At 63.0% G+C, this 22,599-nt stretch carries 20 protein-coding genes; 11 read left to right on the plus strand and 9 right to left on the minus strand.

All coding sequences use genetic code 11. From position 1 onward, the window contains the following. Window positions 1-63: 63 nt before the first annotated feature. The 3 genes from HJB83_RS13825 to HJB83_RS13835 all read left to right on the plus strand — a co-directional run bounded on the left by HJB83_RS13825 (window position 64) and on the right by HJB83_RS13835 (window position 2,188). Window positions 64-747, plus strand: coding sequence for a glutathione S-transferase N-terminal domain-containing protein (locus HJB83_RS13825; protein WP_221132142.1), 684 nt, complete (start codon window positions 64-66; stop codon window positions 745-747). Continuing rightward, window positions 744-1,103 carry a nuclear transport factor 2 family protein gene (locus HJB83_RS13830; RefSeq protein ID WP_221132143.1) on the plus strand — a complete coding sequence of 120 codons (360 nt, stop codon included), beginning with the start codon at window positions 744-746 and terminating at the stop codon, window positions 1,101-1,103. The genes HJB83_RS13825 and HJB83_RS13830 overlap by 4 nt, the downstream gene beginning before the upstream one ends. Before the next feature lie 134 nt (window positions 1,104-1,237). Continuing rightward, window positions 1,238-2,188, plus strand: coding sequence for an NADP-dependent oxidoreductase (locus tag HJB83_RS13835; protein ID WP_259669661.1), 951 nt, complete (start codon window positions 1,238-1,240; stop codon window positions 2,186-2,188). Window positions 2,189-2,390: 202 nt separating this feature from the next. Here HJB83_RS13835 and nadE read toward each other — a convergent pair whose 3' ends face one another. From nadE to HJB83_RS13855, 4 genes are all read right to left on the minus strand, one after another. After that, window positions 2,391-3,224, minus strand: coding sequence for an ammonia-dependent NAD(+) synthetase (nadE, locus tag HJB83_RS13840; RefSeq protein ID WP_221115353.1), 834 nt, complete (start codon window positions 3,222-3,224; stop codon window positions 2,391-2,393). Between the two features lie 100 nt (window positions 3,225-3,324). After that, window positions 3,325-4,530, minus strand: a complete 1,206-nt coding sequence (locus HJB83_RS13845) for an adenylate/guanylate cyclase domain-containing protein (RefSeq protein ID WP_207583469.1) — start codon at window positions 4,528-4,530, stop codon at window positions 3,325-3,327. A gap of 30 nt (window positions 4,531-4,560) precedes the next feature. After that, window positions 4,561-6,174 carry an MDR family MFS transporter gene (locus HJB83_RS13850; protein ID WP_207583468.1) on the minus strand — a complete coding sequence of 538 codons (1,614 nt, stop codon included), beginning with the start codon at window positions 6,172-6,174 and terminating at the stop codon, window positions 4,561-4,563. A 78-nt stretch (window positions 6,175-6,252) separates the two neighbouring features. Next, window positions 6,253-7,494: an HlyD family secretion protein gene (locus HJB83_RS13855; protein WP_221132144.1), complete on the minus strand. Its 1,242-nt coding sequence runs from the start codon at window positions 7,492-7,494 to the stop codon at window positions 6,253-6,255. Between the two features lie 138 nt (window positions 7,495-7,632). Between HJB83_RS13855 and HJB83_RS13860 the strand changes: the two genes are divergently transcribed. Then, a complete protein-coding gene (locus tag HJB83_RS13860) occupies window positions 7,633-8,535 on the plus strand; it encodes a LysR family transcriptional regulator (protein WP_207583466.1) in 903 nt (300 codons plus the stop codon). A 324-nt stretch (window positions 8,536-8,859) separates the two neighbouring features. On the opposite strand, the gene HJB83_RS13865 is transcribed toward HJB83_RS13860, so the two are convergent. Further along, complete coding sequence (locus HJB83_RS13865) at window positions 8,860-9,747, minus strand: branched-chain amino acid aminotransferase (RefSeq protein WP_207583465.1); 888 nt, start codon at window positions 9,745-9,747, stop codon at window positions 8,860-8,862. Between the two features lie 240 nt (window positions 9,748-9,987). Here HJB83_RS13865 and HJB83_RS13870 point away from each other — a divergent pair, with 240 nt between their 5' ends. Next, a complete protein-coding gene (locus tag HJB83_RS13870) occupies window positions 9,988-11,031 on the plus strand; it encodes a zinc-dependent alcohol dehydrogenase family protein (protein ID WP_207583464.1) in 1,044 nt (347 codons plus the stop codon). A 241-nt stretch (window positions 11,032-11,272) separates the two neighbouring features. On the opposite strand, the gene HJB83_RS13875 is transcribed toward HJB83_RS13870, so the two are convergent. Next, complete coding sequence (locus HJB83_RS13875; RefSeq protein ID WP_221132146.1) at window positions 11,273-12,091, minus strand: sugar phosphate isomerase/epimerase; 819 nt, start codon at window positions 12,089-12,091, stop codon at window positions 11,273-11,275. Between the two features lie 341 nt (window positions 12,092-12,432). Between HJB83_RS13875 and HJB83_RS13880 the strand changes: the two genes are divergently transcribed. The 4 genes from HJB83_RS13880 (at window position 12,433) to zwf (ending at window position 17,290) form a co-directional block, all read left to right on the plus strand. Continuing rightward, window positions 12,433-12,897, plus strand: coding sequence for a cupin domain-containing protein (locus HJB83_RS13880; RefSeq protein WP_221116993.1), 465 nt, complete (start codon window positions 12,433-12,435; stop codon window positions 12,895-12,897). A gap of 579 nt (window positions 12,898-13,476) precedes the next feature. Next, window positions 13,477-14,751, plus strand: coding sequence for a hemolysin family protein (locus tag HJB83_RS13885; protein ID WP_207583460.1), 1,275 nt, complete (start codon window positions 13,477-13,479; stop codon window positions 14,749-14,751). Window positions 14,752-14,822: 71 nt separating this feature from the next. Then, a complete protein-coding gene (tam, locus tag HJB83_RS13890) occupies window positions 14,823-15,593 on the plus strand; it encodes a trans-aconitate 2-methyltransferase (protein ID WP_221132147.1) in 771 nt (256 codons plus the stop codon). A 179-nt stretch (window positions 15,594-15,772) separates the two neighbouring features. Then, window positions 15,773-17,290 (plus strand): glucose-6-phosphate dehydrogenase, encoded by a 1,518-nt coding sequence (gene zwf, locus HJB83_RS13895; RefSeq protein ID WP_207583457.1) that lies wholly within the window; start codon window positions 15,773-15,775, stop codon window positions 17,288-17,290. A gap of 117 nt (window positions 17,291-17,407) precedes the next feature. On the opposite strand, the gene HJB83_RS13900 is transcribed toward zwf, so the two are convergent. The 3 genes from HJB83_RS13900 to HJB83_RS13910 all read right to left on the minus strand — a co-directional run bounded on the left by HJB83_RS13900 (window position 17,408) and on the right by HJB83_RS13910 (window position 18,820). Continuing rightward, entirely contained in the window at window positions 17,408-17,734 is a 327-nt protein-coding gene (locus HJB83_RS13900) for a hypothetical protein (RefSeq protein WP_207583456.1), read from the minus strand. 131 nt (window positions 17,735-17,865) lie between these two features. After that, a complete protein-coding gene (locus tag HJB83_RS13905; protein WP_207583455.1) occupies window positions 17,866-18,321 on the minus strand; it encodes an NUDIX hydrolase in 456 nt (151 codons plus the stop codon). A gap of 106 nt (window positions 18,322-18,427) precedes the next feature. Then, window positions 18,428-18,820, minus strand: coding sequence for a hypothetical protein (locus tag HJB83_RS13910; protein WP_207583454.1), 393 nt, complete (start codon window positions 18,818-18,820; stop codon window positions 18,428-18,430). 222 nt (window positions 18,821-19,042) lie between these two features. Between HJB83_RS13910 and HJB83_RS13915 the strand changes: the two genes are divergently transcribed. Next, a complete protein-coding gene (locus tag HJB83_RS13915) occupies window positions 19,043-20,608 on the plus strand; it encodes a helicase HerA-like C-terminal domain-containing protein (protein ID WP_221132148.1) in 1,566 nt (521 codons plus the stop codon). A gap of 240 nt (window positions 20,609-20,848) precedes the next feature. After that, window positions 20,849-22,444, plus strand: a complete 1,596-nt coding sequence (locus HJB83_RS13920) for an ABC-F family ATP-binding cassette domain-containing protein (RefSeq protein ID WP_221132149.1) — start codon at window positions 20,849-20,851, stop codon at window positions 22,442-22,444. Window positions 22,445-22,599: the final 155 nt, after the last annotated feature.

The following is a 22,599-nucleotide window of genomic DNA, read 5'->3' on the forward strand; positions in this document are numbered from 1 at the left end:
AATGGCATGAACAGCCGGCATCGACCGGCTGCGCCAAGAGAGGAACTGAGAGAGGAAATCGCCATGAAACTCTATATGAACGCCGCTGCCTGCTCGCTGTCGCCGCATATCGTCTGCCGGGAGCTGGGGCTCGATATCGAACTGGTCGAGGTCGACCGGCAAACCAACAGAACGAGCGACGGGCAGGACTACCTTTCGATCAACGGCAACGGTTATGTCCCGGCGCTGCTGCTCGACGACGGCAAAGTGCTGACCGAGGGGCCGGCGATCGTGCAATTCCTCGCCGACAGCGTGCCGCAGGGATCAGCCATGCTGCCCGAGGTCGGCAATATCAGCCGCAACGAGGTGCAATCCTATCTGAATTTCATCACCGCCGAACTGCACAAGCCGATGGTAATGCTGTTCAACCCGCTTTATGCCAGCGTCCATGCGGAGATCCGCGCGCTAATCTCAAAGCGGCTCACCTGGCTGAACGGCCGCATTGCCGGACCCTACCTCACCGGCGATGCCTTCACGGTGGCGGACGCCTATCTCTTCGTCTGCCTGAACTGGTCGCCCTGGATCGATGTCGATCTCAGAAAATGGCCGGCGCTGCTTGGCTTCCTCGGCCGCGTGGCGGAACGCCGGAAGGTGCGCGAGGCGATGCAGGCCGAAGATCTCGAAGCCTTCGATGCCGACGGCGTCTATTTCGCGCCGCATGCCTATGTCGCCTCGTCGGGGCGAACGGGATCGCCGGTGCGGCCATGAACGCGGCTTCGACCGAGACGATCCTGCGGCGGTTCAACGATGTGTTCCTGTCGCACAATCCCGCAGCACTCGATGAACTTGTCGGCGAAGACTGCATCGTCGAGAACACGCAGCCGGCGCCGAACGGATCCCGCCATGTCGGACGCGCGGCCTGCATCGAACTCTGGAGCTGGATCGCAACCACCCCCGGCACCTGGTTCGTTTCCGAGGACATGATCGTCACCGGCGAACGCGGTATCCTCCTCTGGCGCTTCTGCTGGGGAGAGGACGAAGGGCAATCGGTGCGCGGCGTCAATCTGATGCGGGTGGCGGACGGCAGGATCGTCGAGGCGCTCGGCTACGTGAAAGGCAATTGACGGCATTGCCGGCGCCGGCGATTATCCGCCGGCGCCGGATGATCCTTCTCGAACTTCCCGGATTATCGAAAGGCTGCGCCGACTGCATCTTGCCTCCCGTGATAGCCGAAGAGCCGGCTCCCCAACGATAGGAGATGACAATGCGCCAGACGATGACGGCCTATAGAGTGCATGCCTTTGGCCCGCCGCAGGCAATTGTACCAGAAAAAATCGAACGCCCGATGCCTGCTGCAGGCGAGGTCCTGGTAAAGGTGAAGGCAGCCGGTGTCGGACCGTGGGACGGCTGGATCCGCTCCGGCCACAGCGCCCTGCCCCAGCCGCTGCCGCTGACGCTCGGCTCCGACCTCTCGGGCACCGTCGAAGCCGTCGGGCCTGATGTCACCCATGTGGTGCGGGGCGATGCCGTCTACGGCGTTACCAATCAGCGCTTTGTCGGCGCCTACGCAGAGTATGCCATTGCCGCCACCGGCATGATCGCCCGCAAGCCGGCGACGATCAGCGACATCGAGGCGGCATCGATCCCGGTGATCGCGGTGACGGCGCGCCAGGCGCTCTTCGACCATGCGAAGCTTGACGCTGGGCAGACCGTGCTGATCCATGGCGCGGCCGGCAATGTCGGCGCCTATGCGGTGCAATTTGCCCGCAAAGCCGGGCTTACCGTCATTGCGACGGCCAGCGGCGGCGACGTCGAGATGGTCGGCAAACTCGGCGCCGATACGGTGATCGATTTCCGCAGCCAGCGTTTCGAGGATTTGAGCCACGAGGTCGACGCCGTCATCGATCTGGTCGGCGGGCAAACCCAGACGCGCTCCTTTGCGGTGCTGAAGCGCGGCGGCAGGTTGGTTTCCGCAGTATCACAGCCGGACCAGGAGCTTGCCAAGGCGCACGGCGTCGAGGCCCTCTTCTTCCTGGTCGAGGTCACGACGGCACAGCTCGCCGACATCGCGGCGATGGTGGAATCAGGCGCGCTCGTGACCCAAGTCGGCACCGTGCTGCCGCTTTCCGAAGCCATTGCTGCGCATGAGATGCTGGAGGGAACCCGGCCGCACGCCAAGGGCAAGATCGTTCTTAGCGTTACCGCATGAACCAAACAATCAAAGGCCGGGCATCGTCCCGGCCCTTTAGGGAGACAGAGCATGATGTCCTCCGAAAACCGCTCACAGTTTTCGGAGGACATCATGCTCTAACGGCAGCTTGCCGTCTCAATCTCCCGTATGGGGCTTGCCGGCATGTTCGCGGACCGCTTAGGGCAAGGGCAAACCCGGCATCCCGATCTCAGGCCTGCCCTCACAGCGCGTTGACGGCAACCGGCGGAGCGCGCTTGTGGGCGGTTGCGCGATAGGCGGCGAGGATGCGGCGGCGGGCGATCTCGCCGACCGGCTTGCCCTCTAGAAAATCGTCGATCTCGTCATAGCTGACGCCATAGGCCTCCTCGTCGGGGCGCAACGGCCGCTGGTCCTCGAGATCGGCGGTCGGCACTTTGAACACCAGCTCATCCGGCGCGCCGAGCCGCTTTGCCAGCAGGCGCACCCGGCGCTTGTTGAGGCCGGCGAGCGGCAGGATATCGGCTGCGCCATCACCGAACTTGGTGAAAAAGCCCATGACCGCCTCGGCGGCATGATCGGTGCCGATGACGAGACTGCCGAGCGCGCCGGCAAGGGCGAACTGGGCGATCATGCGCTGACGGGCCTTGATGTTGCCGAGAATGAAATCCTGGCGACCGGCATCGGCAAAAGCAAGGCCGCCGCTACGGGCCGCGGCAAGCATCGCATCGGCCGGCTCTTTGATGTTGACCACCATCGAACGATCGGCGCCGATCGTGGCAAGCGCCCTCTCCGCATCGGCCTCGTCGGCCTGGACACCATAGGGAAGGCGCACGGCAATGAACTCGGCCTTATGGCCGCTGTCACGCAGCTCGCGCACGGCCTTCTGGGCGATCAGGGCCGCCGTCAGCGAATCGACGCCACCGCTGACACCGAGGACATAGCCGCGCAGGCCCGAGGCCACGAGATAATCCTTGAGGAAATCGGTTCGCCGCTCGATCTCGTGATCGGGATCGATATCGGCGGCGACGCCCAACTCGCGGATAATCTCGCCTTGTTCGTCGGACAGTACTGTCATGGGATTCTTCCTCGGTGTTGTGGGGTTGGCGCAGTATGGGAGGAAGATAGCGGAAGGGTGAGAGGTGTGGCACCCCCTGCCCTGGGGTCCTACCACACACCTACCGCACGATCGTGAACAACTCCACCGGCTCCGCAAACCCCTTCAGCCCATGCGCCCCGACGGACACCACATCCCCTGCCCCCGCCTCTTGGCGGAACGGCTCCGACATCAGCAAAACCTCTCCCAACTCGCTGCAGGCGGTCTGGATGCGGCTGACCAGGTTGACGTCGCGGCCGATCAGGGTGAAGTCGAGGCGGCGGCCGGAGCCGATATTGCCGTAGCTGACCTCACCGTAATGCAGGGCGATGCCGGCCTTTACGGCGATGCCCTCATACTGGAAATGGTCGATCTCATTGAGGATGGCACGGGCCGCGGCAAGAGCGGCGCCGCAGGAATTGGCCGCGTCGCAACCCGGGAAAAAGGCGAGCACGGCATCACCCATGAATTTCAGCAGTTCGCCGCCCTCGCGGGTGATGGCCGGCACGATCCTGTCGAAATAGGCGTTGAGCAGGCCGAGCACGGTGCTGCCGGGCAGCCGATTCGACAGTTCGGTAAAGCCGCGCAGATCGCAGAGCAGCAGGGCCGCCTCCATCGATTCGATCTCGTCGCGGCGGATGCGGCCGGCAAGAATGCGGCTGGCCGTCAGCGGGCCGATATAGGTATCGAGCAGGCTGAGCTCGACCTGGCGAAGGATGCGCAGCTCGCTGGTGTTGCGCAGCGCCGGCAGGATGCGCTCTATCAGCTGCCGCTCCGAGGCGGTGAAGCCGCCCGGTCGCCTGGTGCCGAAGACGGCGGCACTAACCGGACCGTCGACATTGCAGAGCGGCGCGATGACAAGCTGCATCAGGCCGCGATCGGCGAAAACATCGATATGCTGCCAGCGGCCATGCACGCTGTCTCTTGTATCGACGACCAGCGGTTCGCGGGTTTCCATGACCTTGCGCAGCGGTGTATTGGCGATGGCGACCCGCGCGCCGTGTTCCCGGTCGTGGATCTCGACCGGCTCGCCCGGCGCCCAGGCGATGGTCCGGCCGATGAACTCGGGATGCAGCGTCATCAGATGCAGGGTCAACCGGTCGACCGGCAGGCCGAGCGCCTGAAGCCTGCGGCCGAGGCCGGAGACGAGGCCCGCTTCGTCGAGCGCATGGCACTCATCGCCGGAAAGCCACTCGATGATCGAGAGCAGCGCCCCGGCGCTGACGGCATGGCCGGCGGCCTTTGGCTGAAACCGATCGAGATCGGGAGCATGGATCGCTGATATCATGGCGTTGTCCTCCTTAAGGGCGCGCGGGGGTTAGTGAGCACCGCCACCTGAGAGCTGACCGGGTTTCCTGAGCAGCAGGCTTGCAACCAGGGCGACGACGAGGGCGACGCCGAGCAGGAAGAAGGTGTCGCTGAAGGCCATGATATTGGCCTGCTTGCGTATTTTGAGCGCGATGGCGACGACGGCCTTGTGGCCGGCGAGCGCCTGGTCGCTGACGCCGTGGCTCATGAAGTAGCCGGTGAGCCTGGCGATACGATCGCGGGTGGCTTCCTCGAAGACCGAGACCGAGTTGGTCAGAATGTTCGAGTGGAACTGTTCGCGCTTCGACAGGAAGGTCTGCAGCGAGGCGATGCCGACGGCGCCGCCGAGATTGCGCATCATGTTGAAGAGCGCCGAAGCCGAACCGGCATTCTCCTGCTCGATGCCTGATGTGGCGATCGCCGAGAGCGGGGTGAAGACCAGCGCCTGGCCGATGGCGCGGACGATATTCGGCCAGAACAGCTGGTCGCTCGCATAGTCGCCGGTCATATGCACGTTCATGAAGTTCGAGGCGGCAAAGAGGGCAAAGCCGACGATAATCAGCAGCCGAACGTCGAACCGTTTCATCAGCTGCGGCACCAGCGGGATCAGCAGCAGCTGCGGGATGCCTGTCCAGGCGAGCACCATGCCGATCTGCTCGGAATTATAGCCCTGGATGCGGGTCAGATAGATCGGCAGCACGAAGACCGAACCATAGAGCGCGATGCCGAGCAGGAAGTTGGCGACGATGCCGAAGCCGAAGTTGCGGCGCAGCAGCAGGCGCAGGTTGAGGAGCGGATGGGCCGCCCTTAGCTCGATGACGATGAACAGGGTCAGCGACACGGCGGCGATAACCGACAGGCGGAGGATGAAATCGGAGCCGAACCAGTCTTCCTTGTTGCCTTCTTCCAGCACGGTCTGCAGGGCTGCGAGCCCGATCGCCATGGTGGCGATGCCGGGCCAGTCACCCTTGGCAAGCAGCTTCAGGTTCATCGGCGCCCGGTCGAGCGAGGCCCACAGCATGGCGACCATCAGCGCGCCCGGCACCAGGTTGACGTAGAAGATATATTCCCAGCCCCAGTTCTCGGTGAGGTAACCGCCGATCGTCGGGCCGATCGCCGGCGCGAAGGTGGCCGACAGGGCAAAGAGGGCAAGGCCGATCGGCTGCTTGGCCTTGGGCAGCAGCGTGATGATGATGGTGAAGGCCATCGGGATCAGCACGCCGCCGGAAAAGCCCTGAATGGCGCGCAGGATGATCATCTGCTGCAGGTTGGCCGCAAAGGCGCAGGCGATGGAGAAGATCAGGAAGAGGATGGCGTTGACAAGCAGATAGTTGCGCAGGGAAAAGACCCGCGCCAGCCAGGCGCTCAAGGGGATGACGACGATCTCGGCAATCAGATAGGAGGTCGAGATCCAGCCGCCGTCATCGCTGCCGGCGCCGATGGCGCCCTGAATATCGGCAAGCGAGGCATTGACGATCTGGATGTTGAGCACCGCCATGAAGGCGCCGAGCGTCGAGCCGACAACGGCCGTCCACATGCGAAGCGGGCTCAGGGCTGCGGGCACGGGCGCTGCAGCGGCGGGCTTGCGCGAATTGCTGTTGGCGGCGATCTGAAGAGTGGCCATGACGTATCTCCTTCCGGCTCTTGCGGAAAACTGTCTCATGACGAGGTTCGGGTGATAATTCGGGAATTTGGAGAAGGATCATCCAGCGTGGCTGGATAATCCCCCCTCGGCTGCCTTGGACGCCTGAACAGCCCCGCTCTGGGCAGCCTTGGTATCGATTTCGGGCTCGACCGACATGCCGGAGCGCAACAGGCCGCTCAGCGCCTGGTCGTCGATGACGATCTTGACCGGGATGCGCTGGACGATCTTGGTGAAGTTGCCGGTGGCATTGTCCGGTGGCAGCAGCGAGAATTCCAGGCCGCTTGCCGGCGAAACGCTGTCGACATGACCTTTGATCGATATATCGGGAAAGCTGTCGACCTTGATCTCGACCGACTGGCCGGGACGGACATAGGTCAGCTGCGTTTCCTTGAAATTGGCGACGACATAGACGGCATGCAGCGGCACCACCGCCATCAGCTGCGTGCCCGAGGTGACATACTGGCCGACACGGATCGACCGGGCGCCGACCGTGCCGTCGACGGCGGCGACGATATCAGTATAGGACAGATTGAGTTCGGCCTGCTGGGCCGCCGCAGCTGCCCGGTCGCGCTCGGCGACCGTCTGTTCGCGCTGGCTCTGGAGCACCGGCACCTTGTTCTCCGCCGCAACGAGCGCCGCCCGGTCGCGCTCGACGGCGGCAGCTGCCTGGTCGCGGGCCGACTGGGTCTGTTCGGCGCGCGACTGGGTGCCGGCGCCATTGCTGATGAGGCGGGCCGAGCGGGCGGCGTCGGAGACGGCAAAATCCAGCGAGGCCTGCGAAGCATCGATCGTCGCCCTCGCCTGCCCGATGACCGACTGCTGCAGGGAGATCTGGGCATCGATATTGGCGATGGCGGCTTCGGCCGCCTTCAGATTGGCTCTCGCCTGGGAAAGTGCGGCCTGGAAATCACGATCGTCGATGCTGGCAAGAACCTGGCCTGCCTTGACCGCGTCGTTGTCGTTGACCAGAACCTGCCTGATATAGCCGGCGACCTTCGGGGCGACGGTGGTGTAATCGGCCTTCACATAGGCATCGTCTGTGGATTCGATGAAGCGGCCGACCGTCCAGTAGCGGTAGCCGAAATCGCCTGATAAGGCGACGCCGGCAAGCAGCGCGGCGGCAACGACGGCGCGCTTGAATATCGCGCGGCCGGCCTTTTTGGGAGCGTCGGAAACCGGCGCTTCGGCGACCGGCATGGGAGCCGCCTCGGCGACGGGCGCCCGGGCGGTTTCGTCAGCCAAGATCAACTCGGCCTGTCCGGCAGTTTCGAAAACATCCTTGCGGGGTAACTCGACCATCGTCCTTCTCCTTCGTCTGTCGCCCCGTTTCTGCGGGGCCCTGTTCGATGCGAAGGAAAATGCACCCTGCCAATCATTCTGATAATCTGCTTATATCGGGAAGGATCATCAACTCTCAGCGGATAATCCGGAGACAATATGGATCGACTGACAAGCCTCGCCGTCTTTGGCCGCGTGGTGGAATGCGGCGGGTTTTCCGCTGCCGCGCGCCGGCTCAACATGTCCGTGACCATGGTCGGCAATCACGTGCAATCGCTGGAGGACCGGCTCGGCGTCAGGCTGCTAAACCGCACGACACGCAAGGTCAGCCTGACGGAAACCGGCAAATATTACTATGAGCGCTCGTCGCAGATCCTCGCCGAACTCGACGAGGCGGATCGGACGGCTGGGGCGCTGAACACGACGCCGCGCGGCACGCTGAAGGTCTATACCAGCAGCGCCATCGTGCGGTTCCTGCTGCCTGTCGTCAGCGAATATATGGAGCTTTACCCGTCGATCGCGCTCGATTTCAGCGTCGGCGAGCGGATGGTCGACATGATCGAAGACGGCTACGACCTGGTGATGCGCACCGTGCCGCCGCCGGATTCGTCGCTGGTCGCCCGCAAGCTGACGCCTTGGCGCCATATGCTGGTCTGCTCGCCGGCCTATTTCGAGAGCCACCCGATGCCGAAAAGCCCGGCCGAGGTCGCCGATCACAATTGCCTGCAATATGCCTATTACCCCTATGGCGACGAATGGCGCTTCGAGGATGGCGAGGGTAAGCAGGAGAGTGTCAAGATCGGCGGCAACGTCGTCTCCAACAGCGCCGAAATGCTGCGTTTCCTGACGCTGAATGGGCAGGGCATCTTCCTGGCGCCGAGCTTCGTGGTGTTCGACGACATCGCCGAAGGGCGGCTGGTGAAGATCATGCCCGACTACCGGCCGGTGGAATTCAACATCAACGCCGTCTACCCCAACCGCAGCCACCTGCCGACCAAGGTCCGGCTGTTCATCGATCTGTTGGCGGAGAGATTTGCGGAGCATCGGAAGTGGATGACGTGAGGGCCTGAAGCAGGCCTGCTCTCACATTTTTTTAGAATGGGCTCGGGGGTCGATGGCACCCCCCCCGCCCTGCCGGGCATCTCCCCACAAGGGGAGAGATCGGATGGGGCGATGGTTTCCCCAGACAACGGGCCTTACAGACGTCGTCATTTTAGAGCGAGGCATGACCTCCTGCCGATCTCCCCACCTGTGGGGGAGATGCCCGGCAGGGCAGAGGGGGGTGGACGCAGGCTGGGATTTGCCGGCGGGATCGCGCCAGCCCGTCGCTTGCGCTTCGGGCGTTCGTCGCTGCAATCGATTGACTGGATCGATTGCAGCGACTTCTCACTCTTCACTCTCGCTTCGTCCGTGGGCCCAGTCCATGTAGAGGTCCAGCGCCTTGCGGGTGACCGGGCCTTCCTGAAAATCGCGGCTGTCGAGGCGGGTGACGCCGACGACTTTGGAATAGTTGCCGGTGGTGAAGATTTCGTCGGCTGCGAGGAAGTCCTCGACCGACAGCGTTGCTTCGACGACGTCGAAACCGGCCTTGCGCAAAAGGCCCATGACTCGGGCGCGAGTGATGCCGGCCAGGAAGGTGCGGTTGGCGGCCGGCGTCATCACCACGCCGTCACGCAACAGGAAGACATTCGAGGAGGCGGTCTCGACGACGTTGCCGTTGAGATCGCGCACCAGCGCATTGTCGAAGCCGCGGCTGCGGGCCTCGGCGATCATCCGGCCGCTGTTCGGATAGAGCGAGCCGGTCTTCGCCTCGGTCATCGCCGTTTCCGGCGACGGGCGGCGATAGGGCGAGACGGTGAGGCTGGTGCCGCCATGGCCGCCCATCGGCGCCTCGAACAGGCAGAGTGCGAAGCGGGTCGATTCCGCATCGACGGAAACGACGCTGCCCGGCGAACCATGTTCGCCCCAATACATCGGCTTGATGTAGATCGGCGTCGCGCCCTCGAATTTGGCAACACCCTCCCAGGCGAGTGCGGCGATTTCCTCAGCCGATTTCACCGGTTTCAGGCCCATGGCCAGCGCCGAGCGGTTGATGCGCTGGCAGTGCAGGTCGAGATCCGGCGCAATGCCGTCGAACCAGCGGGCGCCGTCGAAGACCGTCGAGCCCAGCCACATGGCATGCGAGGTCGGCCCGATCAGCGGCGGATTGCCGGGGAGCCATTCCCCGTCGACGTGAGTCCAGGTGGTTGAACGCGGTGATGTATCGACGGCCATGCTGCCCTCCCTAAAAAGCTGGTTGAGCAAAAACCCCGTCGGCAAGCCGGGTCAAGGATAAATCCAGACCGGAAACATGGAAGCAAGAAAATGCCGGAGGATGACGCCTGGCCGCAATTTTCGTGCGCGACAACGGTGACTTGAGCGATGGGTGCATCAGCAAAAGTGATGGGAATGGATGTTGGAATGGCAGCTTGGCGGATGCATCATGGGCGCAATCACTGAACAAGGAAGACACCGATGAAAGCCATGTTCTACGAAGCCTTTGAACAGGCGCCCGAGATTCGCATCCTGCCCGATCCGACGCCTTCCGAGGACGGCGTCGTCATATCGGTCGGCGCCAGCGGGCTCTGCCGCAGCGATTGGCACGGCTGGATGGGACACGACCCCGATATCCGCCTGCCGCATGTGCCGGGGCACGAGCTTGCCGGAAAGATCGTCGCCACCGGCCGCGGCGTGATGCGTTTCAAGATGGGCGACCGGGTGACCGTGCCGTTCGTTTCCGGCTGCGGCCATTGCAGCGAATGCCATTCCGGCAACCAGCAGGTCTGCCCCAACCAGTTCCAGCCGGGCTTCACCCATTGGGGATCGTTCGCCGAATATGTGGCGATCGATTATGCCGACACCAATCTGGTGCATCTGCCCGATACGATCGACGATGCGACGGCGGCAAGCCTCGGCTGCCGCTTCGCCACCTCGTTTCGAGCCGTCGCCGACCAGGCGAGGACCGGACCCGGCGAATGGATCGCCGTGCATGGCTGCGGCGGCGTCGGCCTGTCGGCGATCATGATCGCCACCGCACTCGGGGCGAATGCGATCGGCATCGACATCTCCGAGGAGAAACTTGCCTTCGCCAGAGAATGCGGGGCAGTGGCAACGGTCGATGCCTCAGGCGTCGCCGACGTGGCGGAGGCGGTGCGCGAGATCACCAAGGGTGGCGCGCATGTCTCGATCGACGCGCTCGGCCATCCCGCCACCTGTTTCAACTCGATCAAGAATCTTCGCCGGCGCGGCCGGCATGTGCAGGTGGGGCTGATGCTCGGCGAACATGCCACGCCGCAGATTCCGATGGCGCAGGTGATCGGCCACGAATTGGAGATCTACGGCAGCCACGGCATGCAGGCCTGGCGCTACGACGCCATGCTGTCGATGCTCGCCGCCGGCAAGATCGCGCCGCAGAAGCTGATCGGACGTCGGGTCAGCCTGGAGGAGGCCGTGCCGGCGCTGATGGCGCTCGACAAGGCAGAGGCGACGGGGATCAGTGTGATCACCCGGTTTTCATGAGGGAATTCCACCCTCTCGCCTGTGGCAAGCACAGGAGGGAGTAAGGTGCCGCCACGATTGCCTTCTGCCCAACGGGGAGAAGATGCCGGCAGGCAGATGAGGGGGTGAGCGGCGAAGCCGCGAATGCACGGAGCGGATGCGAAGGGCAATCATGAATGGCGTGCCGTGCGGCCCCCTCATCCGACCCTTCGGGCCACCTTCTCCCCGCTGGGGAGAAGAGGGAATGGGCGGACAACGAACCCTATTCGGCCAAGCCGATCGAGGCGAGATAGGCCGCGGAAGCCGGGATCTTCGACTTGTCCTTGATCTCGATGATCAGGCGCGGATTGCTTTCGAGCTTGGCGAGGGCTGCGAAGACGGCGTGCCAGTGGATCGAGCCTTCACCGAGGCTCCAGTGGCGGTCGGCATAGCCGTCGGCATCCTGCAGATGGACATGCTGCAGGCGGTTGCCGGCGGCCTTGACGTAATAATCCACAGGCGGCGCGCCGGTATAACCATGGGCATAATGGGCGTGGCCGGTATCGATCGAGACGGCGACGGCGGGCGAATTGAAGCTTTCGGCCAGCGCCACGCGGATGCTGGGATCCTTGTCCTCGATGTTTTCGATGACCATGGTGCAGCCGATATCCTCGGCGCGTCTGACGGCGTCACGCAGCGTCAGATGCACGCGCTCGACCAGATCCCCTCGGGCACCGTCATTGTTGTCGAGATTGTTGTAAGACCACGAGGTGTAAGGGCTGTGGACGACCATCTGCGTCGCGCCGATGGCGGCGCAGACGTCGAGGCCCTGCAGCAGCCGCCGGGTGACGACAGCGCGGATATCCGGATCTTCCGAGGCGATGGTAAAACCCCAGAACGGGCCGTGAATGCCGAGGCGGCCGGTATGGCCGTCGAGAAGCCTGCGGGCGCGCGCAGCGAGCGGCGCCCAGTCGCCGTTCAGAACCTCGGCATCGACGAAACTCTGCAATTCGAGATCGCGGGACTTTTCGAAGAGCCAGCTTCGGTGAAGCTCGAGCTCAACGAGCGTCATGGCGGCGCCGACGACGGGAAGAGAAGACATGGATGCGCTCCATCGATGACGCCGTGACGGCGTGAAGGGACGGCCGGAACAGCCGCCGCGTTCTATGCGCCCCTTCTGTGTCGGCGGTATTACAGGCGCGGAGCCTTTCGAAACGCCGCAGCCCTGTCTTTCCGCACGGCTGGCACAGCGCTGGCGGACCTTGCGAAATAGATCCGTCGCACCGATATCAGCCTCTCAGCTTCGTGAGGCATGTCCCATGCCCGAGCTATGTGGCGACGGTGCCTTCGGTAACAAGGCTGTTGTCAAAGGCGGTGCAAAGGTCTAACGGCTGCGCCCGCAAGAAAAAGCCCCGGGAGAAAAGCCCGAAAAAAGAAAGGGACATGATGTCCAACTCATTTGTGACAATGCCTGCCGGCGAAGGCGCGAAGCGCTTTTTCGTCCTCGGCGACCGGATCGAGCGACAGGTCCGTATCCGCGGAACCTGGCTCAACATCTTCGACGTCACCGTGCCGCCCGGCAGCCGCACCCCGAAACACGCGCATGCGAGCCCGGAAGTGTTTCGCATCCTCGCGGGACGTTTGACGATCTGGCGGCTCACCGACAACGGCCCCGAAGAGATCGAGGCCGGCGCGGGCGATATCGTCACCATTCCGCCCTTCATGGTGCACGGCTATTCCAACCGCGGGACAGCCCCGGCTGTCTTTTCCGCGATCGTCGATCGCGACATGGCCGAATTCATCGAAGCGGAAGGCACGACCGAGCCGCTGAAAGCCCCCTCGCCTGAGACCATCGCCCGCATGACCGCGGCGGCCAATGCTTACGGGATCACCATTCTGGCGGCTTGATGGCGCGAGCGCGTGATGCCGGGCCGCTTCGAGCGGCTTTCGGCATCATGCGGAAACACGAACAATACTTTTAAAACCTTCAATCAGAACGCGGTACTGCCGCCGTTTTCAAAACTGTCACATCAGTAGGCTATGAGGATTTTTGCCCGGTGCCTCTTGCGCCGGCACCGTTTCACCGCCAAAATTGCGACATGCCTGACAGCGACCCATCCAGTACAAGTTCCGCCCGTTCCAGCCGAGATCTTCCGGCCGAGGAAGCTGGCGACCACTGTAGGCGGCTTCGTGTCCGCCCCGCCCAGGGTACATCCCGCAGAGAGCGGCCTGCTTCCAGATCATTGCGAACGACGCGCCGCCGCATAGCCGGCTCTTGCCGAATCACGGATGTTTTTCGACCGCATTTCCGACCCTTCCACCCGGGTCGGGCTTGCCGCCTCACGGAATTCTGAGGACCGATGGAAGCGACACTGATGTAATACGACGACGGAATGACGATGGGCGACGCGTATGTAGCGCCTCGTCGAACACCTCGCTGCGTCGCCTTGTCGATGCGGCATTGAAACCTCAACGAATAGGGTCCCTGTGTTTCTGGAAATTGGAATTGTGGCGTTTCTCACCATCGTCAATGGTGTGCTCGCCATGTCGGAGTTGGCTGTTGTGTCTTCTCGAACAGCCCGCCTCAAGGTTCTCTCTGACCATGGGAGCAAGGGTGCAGCGCAAGCAATCAAACTTGCCGAAAACCCCGGTCGTTTTCTCTCTACGGTTCAGATTGGCATCACACTGGTCGGTGTTCTCTCGGGCGCCTTCTCAGGGGCCACGCTCGGCAGCCGCTTGACCGGATGGCTGGAGACACAGGGAATGTCATCGACGGTCGCCGACGCGATTGGCGTCGGTTCAGTCGTCGTGGCAATCACCTATCTTTCTTTGATTGTCGGCGAACTTGTTCCAAAGCAGATCGCGTTGCGAGAACCCGAAGCCGTTGCAGCGAAGGTCGCACCGGCTATGGCGGTGCTTTCAAAAATCGCGCTGCCGCTCGTGTGGCTTCTGAACGCCTCCGGAAATCTTGTGCTCAAGCTCTTGGGCCAAGCCGGAAAAGGTGGCGATAACGTCTCTGACGAAGAGATCAAAACTGTTCTGGCCGAGGCGCAGTCGGCCGGCGTTATCGAAAGCGAAGAGTCCGCGATGATATCCGGCGTTATGCGCCTGGCGGACCGCACCGCCCGAGCGCTTATGACGCCGCGACGAGACGTCGAAATTATCGATATCGACGACAGCCTTGATGAAATTCGAACTCAGTTGCACCGGACGAAACGGTCTCGGCTGCCGGTTCGGAAAGGCAGTTCGGACGAGGTGATCGGCATCCTTCCGGTCAAGGACTTTTACGACTCGATGTCGGAACACGGCACTGCCGATATCAAGGCTCTGACGCAAGACGTCCCGGTGGTTTCAGACCTTTCAACGGCGATCAATGTGATTGAAGCCATCAGGAAATCGCCAGTCCACATGGTGCTGGTTTTTGACGAGTACGGCCATTTCGAGGGGATTGTCTCGTCGGGTGACATTTTGGAAGCGATCATGGGGGCGCTCCAGGAGGGACCTATCGACGAGCAGGCCATCGCTCGTCGAGACGACGGTTCGTACCTGGTGTCCGGCTGGACGCCGATCGACGAATTCGCCGAGTTCTTGAATCTCAAGCTCGATGACGATCTCGAATATCAGACCGTGGCTGGCCTGGTGTTGGAAGAGTTGAAACATCTGCCGGAGCTGGGTGAGAGCTTCACGAGAGGCGGATGGCGCTTCGAAGTCGTCGATCTCGACGGAAGGCGCGTGGACAAAATACTTGTGTCTGCGGAGTGAAGGTCGGCGGGCGCTTGCATCGCCTATAAGATCGTCAAGCTCGACGGCCACAACATCAGGAGGTACCGCCCATGGCATGGTCCGCCCATCAATATGTGAAATTCGAGGATGAGCGCACACGACCGGCGCGCGATCTTCTGGCGCAGGTGCCTTTGCAAAGCCTTCGCCGCGCTGTCGACCTCGGTTGCGGGCCGGGCAATTCGACAGAACTGATCATCGAGCGCTATGGGGCCGACGGCGTCTCCGGTCTCGATAGCGACATGAACATGCTGGAGGCGGCCCGCAAGCGGCTTCCAGGCACGGCCTTCGTCGAAGCCGATCTCGGCAGCTGGCAGCCGACGGAGCCGGCCGACCTGCTGTTTGCCAATGCGGTCTTCCAATGGCTGCCCGATCATCTCGATATTTTCGACCGGCTGATGGACGGGCTTTCCGCAGGCGGCGTGCTGGCGGTGCAGATGCCCGACAATCTTGGCGAACCCTCGCATCTGATGATGGAGGAGACGGCGCATGCGGGGGCCTGGAAGGCCGCCTTCGAGGAAAAGAGCGTGCGCCGCCAGGCGTTGGCCCCGCCTTCGGCCTATTATTCCAAGCTGATCGCCAAAGCCGCGCGCGTCGATATCTGGCACACCACCTACAATCATCCGATGGCGGATGCGGCGGCGATCGTCGAATGGGTGAAGGGCACCGGGCTGATGCCCTATCTCACCCATGCCGGCGAAAAGCATCGCCAGGCCTTCCTGGCGGATTATCTCGCGCGGGTGGAAAAGGCCTATCCGAAGATGTCGGATGGTCGGGTGCTGCTGCGGTTTCCGCGGATTTTCATAGTGGCGGTGAAGGGGTAACCGGAGGCTAATCATTGCTCTCCGGTTCGGACCGCAGCCGAATGAGGAGCCTCGGCACCCAGGCCGCCTCAGATAGTGTCAAATGCCTGTTATCCCCGCCCTCATATGTTGCGGCGAAACCGATGCGCATTATAGTCGGCCCGAAATAGTCGGCCCGAAAATCTCAGGAGATGACACACATGAACGCTGCCCCTACCCCGCCGGTCACCCTCGTCATCTTCGGCGCCACGGGAGACCTGACGCGCCGCCTGCTGGTGCCGGCGATCATCAACCTGACGCGTGAGCGCCTCGTCGGCGACGATCTTCATATTCTCGGCGTCGGCATCGAACCGGGCGACGACGCGTTTCTGCGCGGGCGGCTCGACGAATTTCTCAATCATCTCAGTGGCGAACAGCCGACGGTGAAAGACGAGGCCTGGCAAAGCCTGCGCCGGCGCATTTCCTATATGGCGGGCGATTTCACCAAGGTCGAAATTTTCACCGAGATCGGCAAGCGGCTGGGGCCGGATGCCAATGCCGCCTTCTATCTGGCGGTGCCGCCATCCTTTTTCGGCTCGATCGTCGAAAAGCTCGCCGCCCATGGCCTGACCGATGAAAAGGACGGCACCTTCCGTCGCGTCGCCATCGAAAAGCCATTCGGTACCGATCTCGCCTCCGCCAAGGCGCTCAATGCGCAAATCCTCGCCCAGATCGCGGAAAGCCAAGTCTACCGGCTCGACCATTTCCTCGGCAAGGAGACGGTGCAGAACCTGATGACGGCGCGTTTTGCCAATATGATGATCGAGTCTTTGTGGAACAGCCGCTACATCGACCATGTGCAGATCACTGCCGCCGAGATCGTCGATGTCGGCAGCCGCGGCAAATTCTACGATGCGACCGGCGCGCTGCGCGACATGGTGCCGAACCATCTGTTCCAGCTCCTGGCGATGATCGCCATGGAACCGCCGAACAGCTTCGATGCCGAAGCGATCCGCAACGAGAAGAGCAAGGTGTTGAAGGCGCTGCGCATCTATACGCCCGAGGAGGCAAAGACACATGGCGTTCGCGGCGCCTATGCCGCCGGCCCGCTCAACGGTGCTGCGCTTCCGGCCTATCGCGATAGCAAGGACGTTTCGCCCGACAGCCGGACCGAGACCTATGTGGCGCTGAAGCTCTATGCCGATACCTGGCGCTGGGCGGGTGTGCCCTTCTACCTCAGGACCGGCAAGGCGCTGACGGCGCGCGACACCGAGATCGTCATCACCTTCCAGCCTGTGCCCTTCGCGCAGTTTCGCGAGACCGACGTCCAGAGCCGCCTGCCGCGGAACCGGCTGGTGATCCAGGTGCAGCCGGACGAGGGCATGAGCATGGAAATCTCGATCAAGTCGCCGGGGCTTTCGGTCGATACGACGCCGGTCTCTCTCGACTTCCGCTATGCCGACAAGTTCGATATCGGCAAGACCACCGGCTATGAATCGCTGCTCTACGATCTCTTCATCGGCGACCAGACGCTGTTTCAGCGCGCCGACGGCATCGAGGCCGGCTGGGCGGCGGTGCAGCCCTTCCTCGACATCTGGGAGACGGATGAGAGCGTGCCCGAGGCCTACGCGCCGGGCAGCATGGGACCGGCCTGCGCCGACCAGCTTATCCAGCGTGACGGGCGGCGGTGGCATGAACTCGGTGTCATCCTGAACCATGACAAGAAGGACGGTAAATAGCGCCCTTCCCCAACGCTAAAGCGCGTCGCAGTTAACGTGATTCATGCGACGCGCTTTAGCTCTTTGTTTTACGCAATTCCGAACGCAAAACCGCTTCACACTTTTGCTGGAATTTCTCTATTGCTTTCCGTTGTCACGGCAGGCGGCGCTGGTGGAGGCGCCGCTGTTGCCGCCCTCGGTCGCAAGCGCTCCACGGGTCTTGCGCGGCGGGCAGCGCGCCCAGTCGACGCGACCGCTCGACGTTCCATTGTCGTTAATGCTGCCGGTTTCCATCGAGTCGAGCGGGATGATCAGTCCGCTTTGTGTTTCGACGCCCGGCGCGGTGCCGAGCGGCGGCGTGCCGTCGATCCGGCCGCTGGCGTCCATGCCCATGTTCGACTGGGCAAGACCCGGGGCGGAGAGGCTGAGGAGAGCGATCGTCGTTGCTGCAATAAACCTGCGCATGATGCTATTCCTTCTGATTTCAGCGATGCTGATAGAACAGCGAATACGACCTCGTTGTTCCTTCGTTACCGTCACTGACGATCAAAGTTTGGCGCGCTGTATGGGAGCCTTGCACCGGCGGTGTTTCCAGCTCAATCGCGCCAGCGTGACAGCAGTCTGTCGAGGCCTGTCGGATAGAGATCGATGCCGGCGTCACGCAGTGTATCGCGGCCGAACCAGCGCGCCGTCGCCGCCGTCTCGTCAAGTTCGGAATAGCGGATTTCGTCGCGCTCATAGAGCGATGCATCCGCCAGTTCGATTTCGGCGGCGAAGATGAATTCGTGACCGGTCTCGCCATGATGCTCGTAGATGTTTTCAAGCAGGAGCCAGGGACCGACGATGCGGATCGCCGTCTCAAGTTCCTCGCTAAATTCGCGGTGCAGCGCTTCTTCGCGGCTTTCGCCGAATTCGATCGCGCCGCCGAGCGGGCGAACACCCTTGATGCGGCCGCTATCTTCCTCGACCTCCGCGGCGAGCAACCGGTCTTCCCGCCAGGCGAGGCCGATCACCTTCACCCTGATCTGCTGCGACGGGCGCCAGACGGTCATCCGGCTCTCCTTCCATTCGAGAGGCAACGTTGCTGTTCACCCCGGTTTTTCCGGCACGAGAGCAATGAGCCCCGCAACGAAGCGAGGCTCCTGCCGATCTCTCGTCTCAGACGAACTGGCTGAGGCCCGGGACGGAGGCAACGACTTCGTCGACCACCTCTTCGCCGGCATATTGCTTGGCGATGGCGATGGTTTCCTTGGCGAGCGAGGTGATCTCGCCCATGCCGAGGCCTTCGCCCATCAGCTGCTGGCCGAGACCCATGATGCCGCCGCCGCCGAGCGAGCTCATCAGCCCGCCGAGCAGACCGCCACCGCCAGCACTTGCGCCATTGTACTGGGCGACGAGATCGGCGCCGCCGGGGATTGCTTCGATCATCCGGGCGACAGGGCCATCAGCGGCCTCGCGTTGCAGGAAGCCGAGCATCATGCCGAGCGCCTTTTCGGCCAGATCAGGCGCAATGCCCACACGATCGGCGATCTGGGTCACAATTTCATTCATCGTCAGCCTCCTGTTATTTTGACGTTAACGTCAACGTTATTCGAGATTCGAGCGCAACTCAAGCCGGGCGCGCACGGCGGCACATTGTCCAGTTTTGCTTTCGATGCAAACAGTTGTCCGCATCCGCCAGCCTGCTTATAACAGGGAAACGATGGTTCGATGAAGGCGGCAGGAGCCAGCCTTCTCAACAAAGACCGGCATAGCCGAAGGGAGCATTTGCGGATGATCGAGGATGGCAAGATTTTCATCGGCGCGAGCCGCAATCCCGACGACAGCATCAACAAGCCGGAATATCTCGACTTGAAGTTCGGCAACCGCCACGGCCTCGTCACCGGCGCCACCGGTACCGGCAAGACGGTGACGCTGCAGGTGCTGGCCGAGGGCTTCTCGCGGGCCGGCGTGCCGGTCTTCGCCGCCGATATCAAGGGCGACCTTTCCGGCATTGCCGCCAAGGGCGAGCCCAAGGATTTCCTCACCAAGCGGGCCGAGCAGATCGGCTTCACCGACTATGAATTCGATCAGTTTCCGGTGATTTTCTGGGATCTGTTCGGTGAGAAGGGCCACCGGGTGCGCACCACGATCGCCGAGATGGGGCCACTGCTGCTCGCCCGGCTGATGGATGCTTCCGAACCGCAGGAAGGCGTCATCAACATCGCCTTCAAGATCGCCGACCAGGGCGGGTTGCCGCTGCTCGACCTCAAGGATTTCACCTCGCTGCTGAATTATATGGGCGAGAATGCCACCGAGCTTTCCAATCAGTACGGGCTGATCTCCAAGGCCTCGGTCGGCTCGATCCAGCGGGCGCTGCTCGTTCTCGAACAGCAGGGCGCCGAGCATTTTTTCGGCGAACCGGCGCTGAAGATCTCCGACATCATGCGCACCAGCAATAACGGCTACGGCCAGATCTCCGTGCTGGCCGCCGACAAGCTGATGATGAACCCGCGACTCTACGCCACCTTCCTGCTCTGGCTGCTATCGGAATTGTTCGAGGAACTGCCCGAAGTCGGCGACCCGGACAAGCCGAAGCTGGTCTTCTTTTTCGACGAGGCGCATCTGCTCTTCAACGACGCGCCGAAGGTGCTGACCGAACGGGTCGAGCAGGTGGTGCGGCTGATCCGCTCCAAGGGCGTCGGCGTTTATTTCGTGACGCAGAACCCGCTCGACGTGCCGGAAACGGTGCTCGCCCAGCTCGGCAACCGCGCCCAGCATGCGTTGCGCGCCTATTCGCCGCGCGAGCAGAAGGCGGTGAGAACGGCGGCCGATACCTTCCGCCCCAACCCGGCCTTCGATTGCGCCACCGTCATCACCAATCTCGGCACCGGCGAGGCGCTGGTCTCGACGCTGGGGGCCAAGGGCGCCCCCTCGATCGTCGAGCGCACGCTGATCCGCCCGCCATCCGGCCGCGTCGGGCCGGTAACGGATGCCGAGCGCCAGCAGATCATGGACCGGAGCCCGGTCCTTGGCGTCTATGACGAGGACATCGATCGCGAATCCGCCTTCGAGCTACTGGCCGCGCGCGCCAGGAAAGCGGCCGATGCCGATGCCGCCAAGCGGGCGCAAGACGACGCCGCCCATGAGCAGCCGGGCACCACCACCTCCGGCTGGACCTTGCCGGGCTTCGGCGGCAGCAATGACGACGACAAGGACCGCGGCCAATCGCGCGGCCGAGCCTCCGGTTACCAACGCGAAACGGTGGTGGAAGCGGCAATGAAGAGCGTGGCCCGCACGGTGGCGACGCAAGTCGGCCGGGCGCTGGTGCGCGGGATATTGGGGAGCCTGAAGCGGTAGGGTTTTCACGGGCGACATGGCCCTCATCCACCTGCCGGCACCGACCGGGGTCGAGCCACGGGTCTCGACCCGTCCTTCGGACGCCCGCCAGCAGGGAGGCAAGATCGTTCCCCGCCTTGATTCGGAAGCGTTTATTCCCTAGATTACCTGCCATCGACCATTTCAACAGGATGTGTGCCGCAATGGATTTCAACCCGATCGCAACGCCAGTTCGCCTTGCCAACGGAGAAATCCATATCCATGCCTGCATCAATCACCCTCTCCCAAGTCTCATGGTCCGCGCCTGACGGGCGGCCGCTTTTTTCCGATCTCGATCTAAGTTTCGGGGCGGAGCGCATCGGTCTCGTCGGGCGCAACGGCGTCGGCAAGACGACGCTGCTAAAGCTCGTCTCCGGTGAGATCAAGCCGCATTCGGGAACCGTATCGGTCGGCGGCAGCCTCGGCATCCTGCGCCAAAGCGTGCAGGTGGCGGCCGATGAATCCATAGCCGATCTCTTCGGCGTGACGGATGCGCTTGGCGTTCTCCAGCGCGCCGAAGCCGGTGAGGCAACGGCCGACGAGCTTGTATCGGCGGACTGGATGCTCCCAGCGCGCATTGCCGCAGCACTCAATCGCACCGGGCTCGACGCGCCACCGCAGACGTTGCTTGCCGCGCTTTCCGGCGGGCAGCGCACGCGGGCCGGGCTTGCCGCGCTTGTTTTCACCGAACCGGATTTTCTGCTGCTCGACGAGCCGACAAACAATCTCGATCGCGATGGCCGCGAGGCGGTGATCGCGCTGATTTCGAGCTTGCGGGCCGGCGCGATCATCGTCAGCCATGACCGGGAACTGCTTGAAAGCGTCGATGCGATCGTCGAACTGACATCGCTTAGTGCCACGCGCTACGGCGGCAATTGGAGCCATTATCGCCAGCGCAAAGCGCTGGAGCTTGCGGCGGCGGAGCACGATCTCGCCGATGCCGAGAAACGCATGGCCGAGGTCGCGAGGAAGGCGCAGGCGACGGTGGAACGTCAGGCGCATCGGGACAGCACGGGGCGGAAAATGGCCGCCAAGGGCGGCATCCCGCGCATTATGCTCGGCGGCATGAAGGAGCGCAGCGAAACGACGGGTGGCGACAATGTCCGCCTTGCCGAGCGCCGGCGCGCCCAAGCGCTGGACGAGGGAAAGGCTGCGCGCGAGAAAATCGAGATCCTGCAGCCCCTGTCGGTGACCCTGCCGCCGACCGGACTGGCGGCCGGCAAGATGGTGCTGAGGGTGGATCGTGTGACATCCGGCTATCGGCCGGGCGACCCCGTCATCCGCGATCTCTCCTTCGATGTGACGGGGCCTGAACGGATCGCCGTCACCGGCCGCAACGGCTCGGGCAAGACGACGCTGCTTTCGCTTATCACCGGCGAACTCAAGCCCTGGGCCGGCACGGTCACCGTGCTGACCGACTTTGCGATGCTCGATCAGAAGGTCAGCCTTCTCGATCCCTCAGCCTCGATCCGCGATAATTTCCGCCGGATCAATCCGCATTCCGATGAAAACACCTGCCGGGCCGCCCTTGCCCGCTTCATGTTCCGGGCCGATGCGGCGCTGCAGGCCGTTTCGACGCTCAGCGGCGGGCAATTGCTGCGCGCCGGCCTTGCCTGCGTTCTCGGTTCAGCACCGCCGCCGCTGCTGATCCTCGACGAGCCGACCAACCATCTCGACACCGACTCGATATCAGCGGTCGAAGCCGGACTGCGCGCCTATGACGGCGCCCTGCTGGTCGTCAGCCATGACGAAACGTTTCTCGAGAGCATCGGGATAGAACGGCGGCTGGAGCTGGCGGGCGGTGATCTGGTGGGGTAGTCGCAGAGAGACAGCCACGCAGGCCGAAGGCCGAAGCCTCGAAGGACGCGCTCGCCGCTGCTCCTTGTGTCCACAACCGCCAGTGCACCCGCCTCGTCCTTCGAGGCCCCTGCGGGGCACCTCAGGATGAGGCTCGCGTTGGCGTCGATCACCGA

This window comes from Rhizobium sp. NZLR11, from assembly GCF_019685115.1.
GTDB lineage: Bacteria > Pseudomonadota > Alphaproteobacteria > Rhizobiales > Rhizobiaceae > Rhizobium.

What these genes read in the sequence shown, in the direction of transcription:
- HJB83_RS13825 (WP_221132142.1), top strand. Translation starts at nt 64, where the DNA reads ATGAAACTCTATATGAACGCCGCTGCCTGCTCGCTGTCGCCGCATATC.
- HJB83_RS13830 (WP_221132143.1), top strand. Translation starts at nt 744, where the DNA reads ATGAACGCGGCTTCGACCGAGACGATCCTGCGGCGGTTCAACGATGTG.
- HJB83_RS13835 (WP_259669661.1), top strand. Translation starts at nt 1,238, where the DNA reads ATGACAATGCGCCAGACGATGACGGCCTATAGAGTGCATGCCTTTGGC.
- nadE (WP_221115353.1), bottom strand. Translation starts at nt 3,224, where the DNA reads ATGACAGTACTGTCCGACGAACAAGGCGAGATTATCCGCGAGTTGGGC.
- HJB83_RS13845 (WP_207583469.1), bottom strand. Translation starts at nt 4,530, where the DNA reads ATGATATCAGCGATCCATGCTCCCGATCTCGATCGGTTTCAGCCAAAG.
- HJB83_RS13850 (WP_207583468.1), bottom strand. Translation starts at nt 6,174, where the DNA reads ATGGCCACTCTTCAGATCGCCGCCAACAGCAATTCGCGCAAGCCCGCC.
- HJB83_RS13855 (WP_221132144.1), bottom strand. Translation starts at nt 7,494, where the DNA reads ATGGTCGAGTTACCCCGCAAGGATGTTTTCGAAACTGCCGGACAGGCC.
- HJB83_RS13860 (WP_207583466.1), top strand. Translation starts at nt 7,633, where the DNA reads ATGGATCGACTGACAAGCCTCGCCGTCTTTGGCCGCGTGGTGGAATGC.
- HJB83_RS13865 (WP_207583465.1), bottom strand. Translation starts at nt 9,747, where the DNA reads ATGGCCGTCGATACATCACCGCGTTCAACCACCTGGACTCACGTCGAC.
- HJB83_RS13870 (WP_207583464.1), top strand. Translation starts at nt 9,988, where the DNA reads ATGAAAGCCATGTTCTACGAAGCCTTTGAACAGGCGCCCGAGATTCGC.
- HJB83_RS13875 (WP_221132146.1), bottom strand. Translation starts at nt 12,091, where the DNA reads ATGTCTTCTCTTCCCGTCGTCGGCGCCGCCATGACGCTCGTTGAGCTC.
- HJB83_RS13880 (WP_221116993.1), top strand. Translation starts at nt 12,433, where the DNA reads ATGATGTCCAACTCATTTGTGACAATGCCTGCCGGCGAAGGCGCGAAG.
- tam (WP_221132147.1), top strand. Translation starts at nt 14,823, where the DNA reads ATGGCATGGTCCGCCCATCAATATGTGAAATTCGAGGATGAGCGCACA.
- zwf (WP_207583457.1), top strand. Translation starts at nt 15,773, where the DNA reads ATGAACGCTGCCCCTACCCCGCCGGTCACCCTCGTCATCTTCGGCGCC.
- HJB83_RS13900 (WP_207583456.1), bottom strand. Translation starts at nt 17,734, where the DNA reads ATGCGCAGGTTTATTGCAGCAACGACGATCGCTCTCCTCAGCCTCTCC.
- HJB83_RS13905 (WP_207583455.1), bottom strand. Translation starts at nt 18,321, where the DNA reads ATGACCGTCTGGCGCCCGTCGCAGCAGATCAGGGTGAAGGTGATCGGC.
- HJB83_RS13910 (WP_207583454.1), bottom strand. Translation starts at nt 18,820, where the DNA reads ATGAATGAAATTGTGACCCAGATCGCCGATCGTGTGGGCATTGCGCCT.
- HJB83_RS13915 (WP_221132148.1), top strand. Translation starts at nt 19,043, where the DNA reads ATGATCGAGGATGGCAAGATTTTCATCGGCGCGAGCCGCAATCCCGAC.
- HJB83_RS13920 (WP_221132149.1), top strand. Translation starts at nt 20,849, where the DNA reads ATGCCTGCATCAATCACCCTCTCCCAAGTCTCATGGTCCGCGCCTGAC.